The following is a 13056-nucleotide window of genomic DNA, read 5'->3' on the forward strand; positions in this document are numbered from 1 at the left end:
CGTGCTGTCCGATTCCGGAACATGCGATGATCCCATGTCATGTGTCCGGGGTCACCGACCGACGATCCCGGGCGTCGCGTTGTTTGCCGCAAGAGAGAAGGACCGCACTATGACAGCCGCCGACAGTCATCTATCGGACGCTGGAACGCAGGATTCGACCGGCGACTCGGAGGGCTACTCGCGCGGCCTGAGCCCGCGGACCATTCAGATGATCGCCATCGGCGGCGCGATCGGCACCGGCCTGTTCTACGGTGCGGGCGGCGCGATCGAGCAGGCCGGACCCGCCCTGATCCTGGCCTACCTGGCGGCGGGCGTGGCGATCTTCGTGATCATGCGCGCGCTGGGGGAGTTGCTCACCTATCGTCCGGTCTCGGGCAGCTTCGCCGAGTACGCGCACGAATTCCTCGGGCGCTACGCGGGTTTCGTCACCGGCTGGTCGTACTGGGCGGTGTGGGTGGCCACCTGCATGGCTGAGATCACCGTGGCGGGCAAGTACGTGCAGTACTGGTTCGACATCCAACCGTGGATCACCGCACTGGTGGTGCTCGCGGTGATGTTCGCGGCGAACCTGATCTCGGTGCGGCTGTTCGGTGAGGGCGAGTTCTGGTTCTCCACCATCAAGGTCACCGCGATCATCGGCATGATCCTGCTCGGCATCGGCGTGCTGACCATCGGCTTCGGCCACGCCGCCAACCCGACCGTGACCAACCTGTGGGCCGACGGCGGCGTATTCCCGAACGGCTTCGGCCAGTCGCTGCTGGTGCTGCAGATCGTGTTGTTCGCGTATGTCGGTGTGGAGCTGGTCGGCGTCACCGCCGGCGAGGCGCGCGAACCGCGCAAGACGCTGCGCAAGGCGATCAACACGCTGCCGTTCCGAATCGGCCTGTTCTACGTCGGCGCGCTCATCGTCATCATGTCGGTGTCCAGCTGGCGCACCTTCCACGCGGGCAAGAGCCCGTTCGTCGAGGTGTTCCAGCAGATCGGCATCCCCGGCGCGGCGGGCATCATCAACTTCGTGCTGCTCACCGCGGCGCTCTCGTCGTGCAACTCCGGCATCTACTCGACCGGCCGCATGCTGCGCACGTTGTCGCTGCACGGGGAAGCGCCGTCGGTGCTCAACAAGCTGAGCTCGCGGCACGTGCCCTACATCGGCATCTCGGCTTCGGCGGCCGCGATGGTCATCGGCGTGATCGTCAACATCATCTCGCCGGACAAGGCGTTCGCCTACATCACCTCGGTGAGCACCATCGGCATCATCTTCGTCTGGGGCATGATCCTGGTCTGTCACCTGATCTACCGCGCCAGGGTGGCTCGCGGTGAGCTGCCTGCGGCGGACTATCGGCTCCCCGGGGCGCCGTACAGCACTGTGCTGGCACTGGCGTTCCTCGCGCTGGTGGTCGTCCTGCTGTTCTTCACCGAGAGTGGTCGCACCGCCGTGGTCGTTGGTATCGTATGGGCAGCAGTGGTGTCCATCGGCTACCTCACGCTCACTCGTCTCGGAAAGAGCGGCGGCACAACAGATCCCGCACGCACCACCACTGCGCGCTAGGTCGCACGCCAGGACAAGGCAGCCGCACACTCTTTGATTTCCCGCACAGTGAATCGCATGCGATTCACTGTGCGGGAAATCAGTAGGTGTGCGGCTCGGGTCGCCGAACCCCGCGGACGCTCCTACTCGCGTTCTGCTCGTGATGACCGTGGTGTCGGGGTTTTCGCAGGTAGAGACCCCGGCGCAGGGCGAAAGTAGTTCAGCACCAGCCGCGTGATGTCGGCGAGAAACCGTTCGCGGGAAACCGGGGGCTGGTCGAGTATGTAGCGGATGGCCAGATGTTCTACCGCGCGAACCAGCATCCACGAGGCCGCCTCGAAGTCCACATCGTCGGGCAGCGAGTTCCGATGCATGGTCAGCGCGACGCGCGCCAGATCACCGATCTGCTGTTCGAAGGCGAAGACGGTGTTGTCGCCGCTGAGCCGCGGCGTCTGTTCGATGACCGCGCGCAGCAGCGCCGGATGACTGCCCAGCGCGTCGAGCAACGCGGAAATCGTTGCCGGAACGGCGGTTTCGGGCGGCTGATGGAGCTGCGCCAGCACACTGCTGTGCACCCGCGACGCGACCTCACTGTTGTAGCGGTCGATCACCGCCGTCACGATGGCGTCTTTGCCCGGAAAGTACTGGTACAGCGAGCCGGGACTGATCCCGGCGGCGTCGGCGATCCGGTTGGTGGACGCACCGTCATAACCATGCTTGATCAGCACCGTCTGCCCGGCGTCGACGATGCGTTGCACCATCTCCCGCGAGCGTTGCTGCTGCGGCGTTTTCCGCGTCTTCGGTGGCATCAGAAGACGAATTGAACGCGAGCATTTGTTCGTGTCAGCATCGTTTCATGGTTGCACACAATGACGTGGTGCACGAGAGCCACAAGGCGCCCGTGCCGCTCGGTCCGGACTCATTGACCTGGCAGATCTTCGGCTCGCTCTACTTCGCGCCGACCGGGCTGTTCCTCGGCATGGTGCAGAACATGCATCCCGGGCTCGGCGCGGGCGTCGAATACCACTCCGAGATCCAGGACGAGTTCTATCAACGGGTGCTGCGCTCGGCGTATCCGATTGTCGGCGTCGTCTTCGACGGCCCGCGGGCCGAGCAGACCGCACGCGAGATCGTGAACTACCACCGCACAATCAAGGGCATCGACGCGCAAGGTCGGCGGTATCACGCACTGGACCCCGGCACCTTCTACTGGGCGCACGCCGTCTTCTTCGTGCAGACACTGCGCGCGGGCGAACTGCTCATGGGCGGACTCTCAGCCGCGCAACGCGAACAACTGTGGCGCGAGCAGTACCAGTGGTACGAGATGTACGGCATGAGCATGCGGGTCGTCCCGAAGAGCTGGCCGGAGTTCCAGGACTACTGGAATGACATGTGCGAGAACGTCTTGGAGTCGACACCCGCCGCATGGGATGTGTACCGCTTGGCCGAGAACGCACCGGTGCCACCGTTCCCCGTGCTGGACATGCTGCCTAAACCGCTGTGGGAGAAGATGGTTCGCCCCTTCGGTGCCCGCTTCTATCAGTTCCTCACCATCGGCCTGTGTGACCCGGCGATCCGGCGCACGATGGGCTTCACCTGGACTCGACGGGACCAATTCGCCTTCGACCGCTGGTGCGCGTTGTTCACGGCGATGAACCGGGTGACACCGGACGAGATCCGCTACTTCTTCCCCCGCATCCGAGCGGGCCGCCGCCGCGAACGCGGCCTGCGACCCGCGGCGCTGGCACCGCCGGAGGCACCCCAATTGCTCTGGCCCGCAACCGAGCATCGTGACGACCCCAAGCACTACTGCCCGGTGCACGCCGACCACGGCTCGACCCCCGCCACGAAATTCCGGCAACTGACAGGATTTTGACCGATGCTGGACGTGAATACCGCCGCGCACCCCTACGACTACTACTACCGCCCGGGCATGCCGCTGCGCCCACCGCCACCGCGCGCCGTCGCCTCCGAATTGTGGTACGAGCCAAGGAAATCGATCCTGGCACCGTGGATCGACGTGCGGCCGGTCCCCGCCGAGACGGCACGCACCCGACTCATGGCCGACCACCTCTGGCAGGGTGACGAGCCGATGGACCAGCTGGTCGCCGCGTTCCGCCGGATCGGCACCGCCGAGGGGAGACGGCTGCTCGACGAGGCACTCGATCACGGCATCGAAACCCTGGACGATCCGCCACCGGAACTGGTCGCGCTGTTCGCGACGCTCGACAACCCGCCGGACTGGTACGACCCCGACCTCTGGGAATACGGCCGCCAACTGTGGATCAACGTCTCCACCTCCGGCAAGCTCGCCATGGGCGTGCAGGACTTCATGGGCACCTTCGTCGGTGCCGAGGTCGCCTCCGCGACCGGGGCCACCGGCCGTTTCGTCAACGATCCGTATCGGCGAAACCTGGAGACCTCCACCTGGTTCCGCAACGTGACGGTCCGGGGCGGCATGGAGCGCTGGTCACCGGTCTTCAAAGACACTGTGCGCGTGCGGATCATGCACGCCCAGGTCCGCGCCGGACTGCGCCGCGCCTGGGGCGCCGACCATTTCGCCACGCACGGCAATCCCATCTCCAACAGCACCATGATGGGCGCGGCGGTGACATTCGGCCTGTCGCCGATGTGCTTCGACCACGCCCACGGCCGCAAGTGCACTGAGCGACAACTGAATGCGGTGATGCACTACTGGGCGTACATCGCCTACGTCTTCGGCGTCGCGGACGAATTGATCCCGCGCACGGCCGTCGAAGGCATGGAGATGTCGGACTACATGGTCGCCACGGCCGGTGTCGCGCCGGAATGGACCGCGAACATGGCCGGGGCGGCCACTCACCGCCTCGCGGGCGCCACCAGCGTGGTCGATCGACTGAAGGTCCAAGCGACGGCACCCCTTCTCGGCCTGCTGACCTACTTCAGCAGCGAACCGCTCGTGCGAGAGTTGGTCCGCAGCACGCCATTACGTGACGTCCCGGTACAACCATGGTCGACACTGACCGGCGTCGCGGCATCGGTCGACGTCCGGTTACGAGCCCTCGATGACGCACTACCGGGTGCCCGTAGCCGTAGGGCGCGCCGCGCCGCCGCCGACGACCCGGTCTGGCGTCGCAACACGAAGGTCGCCAAGCTGCTCGCCGCCCGCGTCGGCATCTACGGCACCCCCTACGACCAACACGACGACTCGGCCACCGGCCTCGCCCGCTGCCCGGTCCGATGACCCCGCCCTTGGTGGTCGAACTACGCAGATCGGGCCGCACAGTCCTCGTCCCACCCGCGTTCACCGTGCTCGAGGCATTGGAAGACGAGGGCGTCCCCATCGACTCGATGTGCCGAGCAGGCATCTGCGGAACCTGCGAAACGGTCGCCCTGTCCGCCACGGGCCCCCGCTCCGCAGACCACTACCCGCGCCCCCTCCGTCTCTGCATAACAGCCCCGGGCCCGCTCACCCACCTCGTCCTCGACCTCTGACAACCTTTGGAGCGGTAAGCATTCAGCCGTGCTGAGCAACCGGCTCGGTACCGGCGTCGAGCGCAGCGAGGACCGCGTCGCCGTTCGCCCTCACCCACTCGGTCAGTACGTGGATCGGATCGATCAGCGTCGCTCCGAGCGGGTGAGCTCGTACTCGACGCGGGGCGGCACCTCGGCATACGCGTCACGGCGGACGAGTCCGTGCGACTCGAGCCGTCGAAGCGTCTGGGTAAGCATCTTGCGGGAGATGCCGCCGATCAGCTCGATCAGTTCACCATGGCGCACCGGGCCCTTGCATCTGGCGCGCAAGCCTGCGTCGCTCTCGCACGTCGAGGCTGCGGCGTTGCCGGTCGTCGGGCTGACGGCGTGGCAGGGCCTGGTCGACCTCGGCGGCGTGACCGCGGGCGACCGCGTCCTGATCCACGGCGGTGGCGGTGGGGTCGGTCATGTCGCGATCCAGATCGCGAAAGCGCTTGGCGCGCACGTGATCGCGGCCGCCAGCGGGAGCAAGCGGGAGTTCGTCGAGGGGTTCGGCGCCGACGAGGTGATCGACTACACGGCGGTCGACTTCGCCGAGGCGGTCCGCGACATCGACGTCGTGCTCGACACGATCGGCGGCGACACCGCCGCGCGGTCGCTCGGAGTGCTCCGCCCAGGGGGCCATCTCGTGACGGCGGTCGCCGAGGAGGATTCGGAGCTGGCCGCCGAGTTCGCGGCGGCCGGGGTGCGATTCAGTGGCATCGCGGTCGACCCGGATCCGGTCGCCCTGCGTGGTCTCGTCGAACTCGTCGAACAGGGCAGGCTCCGGGTCCATGTGCAGGAGGTGTTCCCGTTCGAGCGCGTCGCCGACGCGCACCGGTTGCTCGACGGCGGTCACCTCCGGGGCAAGCTGGTCCTCGACACTGCGCGGCGGGCAACCTGACCGCGCAGTAAGGTTGCGCACAACGAAGCCGGACGTCAGCGAGGGCTGGGCGATTCGGCAGCGAGTCGAGCCGCGGAGGAAGTGACCATGACCATGACGACGAAGACGTTGGACGAGCTCGTGCCGGGGGAGTTGCCCGCCGGTATCGCCGCGCTCACCCCCGAGATCCAGGCCGAACTCGCCACGGTGGTCGCCGAAGCCAGGCGTAAACAAGCGAAGGACCTCGAAACCGCCGCGTACTCGCTGCTGGATTTCGTTCCCCGTTTCCTGCGCGGCGCGGTCAAGAAGGCGGCCGGGCTGTGACCGACGCAGCGAGCGCCCAGCTCATCAAACTTGCCCGCACCCTCGGCGTCCCCGTCGAGCAGCTTGCCTATCTCGCCGACGTCCCCGCCGCCGACATCAGGGACTTCCGCTTCCAGGTCGCCGACCTACTGTTCGAAAGCCAGTCGGGCGGATTGCGCAAAACCGCCGCCGCGGCAAAGGTGATCCCCGCCCCGGTCATCGCAAAGCTGGTGGCGCGCAACCGCAACGCGCTGCTCGCGGCGCGCATGGCAGACGTGCTCGAACCGTCCCACGCGGTCGACGTCGCCAAGCGCTTGCCGGTCGACTTCCTCGCCGAGGTCGCCCCGCTGCTCGACCCGCGCCGCTCGGCCTACATCATCGCCGGGGTACCGACGGACACGATCGTCGCGGTCGGCAAATTACTTGCCAAGCACGAAGATTGGATCACCCTGGGTGATCTGATGGGCACGATCTCCGACAACGCCGCCCGCGCCGCGCAATCAGCTCTCGACGGAACCGCCCTGATCCACGCGGCCGTCCTCGTCGACGACGTCGAGCACCTGGAACGAATGGTCGGCCTGGTATCCGAGGCGAAACTGGCCGAAATGCTCAGGGCCGCAGCCGAACACGACCTCTGGGACGAATACCGCAGCACCCTCGACGGCCTCTCGGACACCGCCCTCGCGACGGTCCGCGCCGCGGTCGACCAACTGCCGCCCGAACACCGCGACCGCGCCCGCACCGAACTCGCCGACCGTCACCCGGCGTCCTAGCGATCAGGTACGCAACAACGTCCGAATACCGAGCATTGCCCCGATCAGCCCCAGCGCGGCGGCGAGCACGGCGGAAACCGCGACACCGTCGATCAATTCGGCCTTGTTCCCGGCAACCAGCAGCACCGCCGCGGCCGCCACGCACGCCGCGGCGAACAACGCCGTGATCAGCCGCTGCGCGAGCGCCGACACGAACGCCCGGTCGGCAGGATGTTCGAACACCCGCACACCGACACTGAACCGCCCAGCCTCGAGATCCGCGGTGATCTTATCGATCCGCCCCGGAAGACGTTGCAGCACAGGAAGAACCGAAAGCACCTGACCCTTGGCGCGAAGCGCGAGCCGATCCGGTGCCAGCATCGGCGCGAGCACATCGTCCCCCACCCGCCGTGCGGCGACCAGCAATTCGAAACCGGGATCGAGCAACAGCAACGTGCCCTCCACCGCCGCAAGCGTCCGGAAGACACCCGCCACCTGACCCGGAATCGAGAACCCTGCCGACGTGATCAGCGCGACCATCTCGCCGAACAGCGCCTTGCTCCCACCGGCCCCGAACCCGCCCCGGAACCGCACGATGACCTGCCCGATCCGCCGTTCGAACGCCCGCCGCTCGAACTCCGCGGGCTCCCCGAGCAACCGCAGCATCGCATCGGTCGCACCGACCGAATCATCCCCGTCGATCGAGACCAGAAAGGCTGTCAACGCCAGCCGCTCGGTCTCATCGAGCCTGCCCACCGCCCCGAAATCGAGCAGACCGAGCCGCCCCGCCTTATCGACCAGCACATTGCCCGGGTGCAGATCGGCATGGAAGACACCGGCCACGAGGATCTGTCGCAGCGTCTCGGCCAACAGCGTCGACGCCGCGAACGCCCTTGTGTCCGAGTCGAGTTCATCGAGCACCCGCCGCGCCGAACCGACCGGCGTGCCGTCCAGCCGCTGCATCACCAGCATGGTCGACGACGAATACGCCGGATAGGCCACCGGAATCGTGATCGCGGGCTTACCGGTGCTGGAATCACGCAGCGCCGCAGCGAGATTGCGCATGTTGTCGAGCTCGACCGTGTAATCGAGCTCCTCGGTCAACGACGCGGCGAAGCCCTCGACGAGATCCGCGACCCCCATCTCGCGCGCCCACAGCGCCTCCCGTTCGAGCCTGCGCGCGATCCGCCGCATGATCTGCAGATCGCGGCCGACTTGGATACGCGCCCCTGGCCGTTGCACTTTCACCACCACCTGGGTGCCGTCCGCGAGCACGGCCGCGTGCGCCTGCCCGACCGACGCGGCCGCCAAGGGCTCCTGCTCGATCGAGTCGAACACCTCCGTGGCCGGGCGTCCGAGTTGCGCCGCGATGATCAATTCCACCCGCGCCCACTGCAGCGGCGTCGCATCCGTCTGCAGCGTCGCCAGCTGGTCGGCGATGGTGTCCGGGATGACATCCCGTCGCGTGGAAAGCATTTGGCCGAGCTTGACGAAGGTGACGCCCGCGTCGTTCAACGCGTCCCGCAGATTCGCCGCCGCCGCGCTGGTCCGATCCGGATGCGCCCGCGAGCCACGCAGCAGGAACCCGCCCAACCCGTGCCGGACCAGCACCCCGAGCAACTGCCAGTAGCGAATCGCCTCCTGCCGCGACCGCCGCCACGCCCGGAACAGTGCGACCGGCCCGGGTATCGAGCCACTCGGCAGCACGATCTCCGCGACATACAGCACCGCGAGCCACAGCACGAAGATCCACGCCCACAACAGCACCACCACAGTGAGCGCGCCCCACAGATGCTGGATCTGGTCGGCAGCGTCCGCCAGCCCGAGTTTGCCCGCCAACCCGGTCGCCGCCGCCGACCCGGCCACCGGCAACACGGCCGAGAGCAGCACCGTCCGCGGCCAGCCCACCGGTGATCCGATCATTCACCGGGCGACCGTCGCGACGAGCCAGACCAGCAGCCCCAGCCGACGATCACGAACACCGCCGACACCACCGTCATCACGACCACCCGCGATTTGCCACAAGCCCGAGCATGCCGGAGCACGCGGGACCTGAACATCGGGGATCCCCCTGATGCCCACCGGCGTATGCGCGTAGCCGATGCGTGAACGGAGATTTTCAGGTAGTCGAGTACGCATACCGAACCGGCCCCGCGGGTCGACAATTGAGGTGTTGGAAACCGTCGGGGCCTGATGAGGATGTGTGCAATGGTCACCCTGCGTATCGCGACGTTCAATCTCGAAAACTTCGATGAAACGCCGAATCCCACCCCGTTCACGCCGACGCTCGCGGACCGCATCGCGATCATGCGGCCCCAGATCAACCGGCTCCGCGCGGACATCCTCTGCCTGCAGGAGGTGAACGGGCAGGAGCGGCCGGGACAGCCGCGTTCGCTGATCGCGTTGACCGAGCTGCTGCAAGACACCGCCCTGGCGGGCTCGGGCATCGTCTCGACCGAGAAGGCCAACGGCGAGGTGTTCGACGAACGCAACCTCGCGGTGGTCACCGCGCTGCCGGTCACCGCGCACGCTCAACTGCTCAACGATCTGGTCGCGGCACCCGTCTACCAGGTGCTGACCTCGAATCCGCCTGCCGCGCAACCACAGTCGATCGCCATCGAACGACCGATCCTGCACGTCGAACTCGATCTGCTCGGCGCGCCGTTGCACGTGATCGTCGTGCACCTGAAGTCGAAGCTGCCCACCGACATCGCCGGCCAGAAGCTCGATCGCTTCACCTGGCGCGACGCGGGCGCCGCCGCCGAGGGCTCGTTCCTGTCCTCGATGAAACGAATGAGTCAGGCCGTCGAGGTCCGGCGGCTCGTCGATCAGATCCTCGACCAGGACGCGAACGCCCGCATCGTGGTGGCGGGCGATTTCAACTCCACGGCCGACGAGGTGCCGCTGGTCGCGATCCGCGGCGATGTGGAGGACACCGGCAACGGCGCGCTGGCCGGGCGAGTACTGGTCCCGCTGGAGTCCACCGTCCCCGAATCCTCGCGCTATTCGCTGTTCCACCACGGCCGCGGGCAGATGCTCGACCACCTGCTGGTCACCCGGAACATGCTCGCCAACTACCGCGGCACCGAGATCCACAACGAGCTGCTGCACGACGAGTCGGCCGACTTCGCGACGGACAAGAAGTACCCCGAATCGGATCACGCGCCGGTCGTCGCGACCTTCGAGTTCGCCTAGCTGACCACCGTCTTACGGCTCGGCATGCACGCCGAGGCCAGCACCATCACGGCCGCCATCACCAGCACCGTGATGAAGACCAGGTGCACCGCCGACGACAGGGTCGACGGCAGCGGATGATCGGTGTGACCGACCCGGGCGTTCACGATCGCACCGAAGATCGCCACGCCGACCGCACTGCCGATCGAGCGCCCGAACATGTTGGCCGAGGTAACCACGCCGCGCTCGGACCAGTCCGCGCTCGTCTGCGCCGCGATGAGGGTCGGCGTCGCGACGAGACCCATGCCCGCACCGAGAACGAAGCACGATGCGGCCACCTGCCACAGCGTCGAATTCTCGTTGATCAGCAGCGTGGTCGCGGCACCCACCGTCGCCAGCCCGCTGCCGATCAGCGCGGTCGACCGAAAACCGATGCGCAGGTACACCTTTCCGGCCAGCGAGGCGGCGATCGGCCAGCCGAGGGTGAGCACGCCGACGGTGAGTCCGGCGACCAGCGCGCTGGTGCCGAGCACGCCCTGCGTGAAGGTCGGGACGTAGGAGGTCAGGCCGATCAGGATGGTGCCGACGAGCACGGAGACGAGGCTGCTCGCGATGATCACCCGCCGGGTGAACACCCACAGCGGCAGGATCGGATTCTCCGCCCGCCACTCGACCAGGCCGAACAGCACCAGCAGCAGCGCACCGCCGACGAAGATGCCGATGCTCGCAGGGGAGCCCCACGCCCAGGCCTGCCCACCCTCGAGCAAGCCGAGGATCAGCGCACCCGCACCCACTGTTAATAGGGCGGCGCCGAGATAATCCACCCGTTGTTTGCGCCGCGGCGCGGTCTCGGTGAACTTGCGCAGCAGCATCCAGGCTGCGACTGCCGACAGCGGCAGGTTGATCAGGAAGATCCAGCGCCAGCTGAGGTAATCGGCGAAGACACCGCCCAGCAGCGGTCCCGCGACCGAAGACATCGCCCACACGCTCGCCAGGTAACCCTGCACCTTGGCCCGCTCGGTCAGCGTGTAGAGGTCACTGGCGATGGTCATCGTCATCGGCTGGATCGCGCCCGCGCCGATGCCCTGCACCGCGCGGAAGATGATCAGCCCGAGCATGCTCGTCGCCAGCCCGCACAGCAGCGAGCCGAGCGCGAACACAGCGATCCCGAACATCAGGACCGGCTTACGCCCGACCGTGTCGGCCAGCTTGCCGTAGATCGGGACGGTGACCGCCTGCGCCAGTAGATAGATGGAGAACAACCAGGGGAACTGCGCGAACCCGCCGAGCGTGCTGGTGATGGTCAGCACCGCGGTGGCGATGATGGTGGAATCCAGTGCCACCAGCCCCGTCGCCAGCATCAGCGCACCGAGTATGGCGCCACGCTCCGATCGAAAGCCGACCGATGATGCCACTGTCCCGGTTGCCACGCGCGCGGGCCCTTTCTTTTGTTGAACTAACCATCATCAACGAACGTAGTCCGGGCACAGCTATTCCCGCTCGGAATTTTCTCGGCGTTCAGGTGTCGACGTGGCCTGCGGTCGGTCCGCGTCGGCACCCGATCGGGCCGGTGCCGCGTAGGGGTGCCGTGGCCCGGTGTTGGACGGCCGTACATACGAAGTTGGACGGCCGCACATCTCCGGCAAACAACTAGCTATCAATTTGACGCTACTGGACGTCTCGCTGGGATGTGTGGAATGTTTCCATCAGTTTAATGCGACGTAGGTAATGGTTAACGTCATTTGTCCGATCAGGTGAAATCGGACGAAAAAACGGCACGAATGGGACGTATTGCTCTCGTCGCATGCGGAGGGCCTTACTCCGTATAAAACCGGTGTCTCAGCTCACAGGCGCTTCCAGGTGGAAGCTGTAGACAGTCATCTCAGTACGGTTGTACTGTCTGCCGATGTGTTCAGGACGACGCCGTAGGTAGGTGATGTCAGCGCTCGGGCAGTACCGCAAAGTCACCTGATGTTTCCCGCAACCTGCGTGTAATTAGTTGTCCCGGCATGAGGGCACGGACGACCCCACTCCACTGAAATGTAAAGACCGACCCGACCGGATAGTGAACGGGGCCTCCCGATGGAAATCTTCTGCATTATTCTGCTTGTCTACCTCGTCTTCGCCGAGCCATTCTTCGAGATATTCTCGGTTCGCGTTTTCACGAAGGAATTCGGCGAACGGTCCGACGCGCGCGTCCGCCTGTACCAGGGTGGCGTCTTCCGGACCTGGGCGACACTGGCCGTCATCCTCGTCGCGTTCGCGGTCAGCGGCACCTCGGTGCACGAGCTCGGACTCACCCACTTCGACTTCTCCGTCTTCCGCGGCTTCTCGCTGGCCGAGAAGATCATCAGCCTGGCCATCGTCGCCATCTACGTGTCGTATCTGCTTGGCCCCGTGCTGATTCCGCTGGTCGGCGGTCGGCGCGGCAAGGACTGGATCGCGCACAAGATCGAGTACGTCGTCTTCATCACGCCGGAGAGCTCGATCGAGCGGTTCTGGTGGCTGGCCAACTCGTTCAGCACGCCCGCCGAGGAGGTCGTCTACCGCGGCTTCACCATCTACGCGGTCGCGCTGCTGTGGCCGGACATGCCGTTCTGGATCCTGATCATCGTTGCCGGTGGCGTCATCGATGGTCTGCGGCACGGATTCCGTCCCGCCGTCTCCGCTCAGGTGATATTCGGTGGTGTCGCACTCGCGCTGACCTACAAATTGACCGGAGCGATCTGGCCGACCATCGCGGTGAAGCTCTTCCACGACCTGCGCGTGCTGGCATTCCCGCTGGCGCAGGCTCGGCGCAACCTGGCCGAGCGTGGATTGTCCGAGATTCCCGGGAAAACTCTCACCGACCATAATGTCCCCGCCGTCGCGGACAATACTGATAATTCAGTCGAGCCACGTACTTCTGTTTCTACGTAGTAGGG

Annotated in this window: 12 protein-coding genes; 9 read left to right on the top strand and 3 right to left on the bottom strand. The window is 66.2% G+C overall.

Annotation, left to right across the window (positions count from 1 at the left end; genetic code table 11):
- The first annotated feature begins 109 nt into the window (after positions 1–109).
- Positions 110–1549 carry an amino acid permease gene (locus ACQPW1_RS21495; RefSeq protein WP_433664488.1) on the top strand — a complete coding sequence of 480 codons (1440 nt, stop codon included), beginning with the start codon at positions 110–112 and terminating at the stop codon, positions 1547–1549.
- A gap of 122 nt (positions 1550–1671) precedes the next feature.
- Here ACQPW1_RS21495 and ACQPW1_RS21500 read toward each other — a convergent pair whose 3' ends face one another.
- A complete protein-coding gene (locus ACQPW1_RS21500) occupies positions 1672–2337 on the bottom strand; it encodes a TetR/AcrR family transcriptional regulator (protein WP_433664489.1) in 666 nt (221 codons plus the stop codon).
- Positions 2338–2384: 47 nt separating this feature from the next.
- Here ACQPW1_RS21500 and ACQPW1_RS21505 point away from each other — a divergent pair, with 47 nt between their 5' ends.
- From ACQPW1_RS21505 to ACQPW1_RS21530, 6 genes are all read left to right on the top strand, one after another.
- On the top strand, positions 2385–3404 hold the full coding sequence (locus ACQPW1_RS21505; protein WP_433664490.1) for an oxygenase MpaB family protein: 1020 nt from the start codon (positions 2385–2387) through the stop codon (positions 3402–3404).
- Between the two features lie 3 nt (positions 3405–3407).
- Entirely contained in the window at positions 3408–4751 is a 1344-nt protein-coding gene (locus tag ACQPW1_RS21510) for an oxygenase MpaB family protein (protein ID WP_433664491.1), read from the top strand.
- Positions 4748–5002, top strand: coding sequence for a 2Fe-2S iron-sulfur cluster-binding protein (locus ACQPW1_RS21515; RefSeq protein WP_433664492.1), 255 nt, complete (start codon positions 4748–4750; stop codon positions 5000–5002). The genes ACQPW1_RS21510 and ACQPW1_RS21515 overlap by 4 nt, the downstream gene beginning before the upstream one ends.
- Before the next feature lie 28 nt (positions 5003–5030).
- The gene (locus ACQPW1_RS21520) at positions 5031–5924 is read left to right on the top strand and encodes an NADP-dependent oxidoreductase (protein WP_433664493.1); all 894 of its coding nucleotides are present in this window, start codon (positions 5031–5033) and stop codon (positions 5922–5924) included.
- Between the two features lie 87 nt (positions 5925–6011).
- Positions 6012–6227, top strand: a complete 216-nt coding sequence (locus ACQPW1_RS21525) for a hypothetical protein (RefSeq protein ID WP_433664495.1) — start codon at positions 6012–6014, stop codon at positions 6225–6227.
- Positions 6224–6979, top strand: a complete 756-nt coding sequence (locus tag ACQPW1_RS21530) for a hypothetical protein (protein ID WP_433664496.1) — start codon at positions 6224–6226, stop codon at positions 6977–6979. Before ACQPW1_RS21525 ends, ACQPW1_RS21530 begins: the two co-directional genes overlap by 4 nt.
- Before the next feature lie 3 nt (positions 6980–6982).
- Here ACQPW1_RS21530 and ACQPW1_RS21535 read toward each other — a convergent pair whose 3' ends face one another.
- Complete coding sequence (locus ACQPW1_RS21535) at positions 6983–8881, bottom strand: ABC1 kinase family protein (RefSeq protein ID WP_433664497.1); 1899 nt, start codon at positions 8879–8881, stop codon at positions 6983–6985.
- Between the two features lie 285 nt (positions 8882–9166).
- Between ACQPW1_RS21535 and ACQPW1_RS21540 the strand changes: the two genes are divergently transcribed.
- Positions 9167–10153: an endonuclease/exonuclease/phosphatase family protein gene (locus tag ACQPW1_RS21540; RefSeq protein WP_433664498.1), complete on the top strand. Its 987-nt coding sequence runs from the start codon at positions 9167–9169 to the stop codon at positions 10151–10153.
- Here ACQPW1_RS21540 and ACQPW1_RS21545 read toward each other — a convergent pair.
- The gene (locus tag ACQPW1_RS21545; RefSeq protein ID WP_433664499.1) at positions 10150–11562 is read right to left on the bottom strand and encodes an MDR family MFS transporter; all 1413 of its coding nucleotides are present in this window, start codon (positions 11560–11562) and stop codon (positions 10150–10152) included. The genes ACQPW1_RS21540 and ACQPW1_RS21545 overlap by 4 nt on opposite strands.
- A gap of 652 nt (positions 11563–12214) precedes the next feature.
- Here ACQPW1_RS21545 and ACQPW1_RS21550 point away from each other — a divergent pair.
- Complete coding sequence (locus ACQPW1_RS21550) at positions 12215–13051, top strand: CPBP family glutamic-type intramembrane protease (protein ID WP_433664500.1); 837 nt, start codon at positions 12215–12217, stop codon at positions 13049–13051.
- Positions 13052–13056: the final 5 nt, after the last annotated feature.

It is taken from the genome of Nocardia sp. CA-128927 (genome assembly GCF_050955855.1).
GTDB lineage: Bacteria > Actinomycetota > Actinomycetes > Mycobacteriales > Mycobacteriaceae > Nocardia.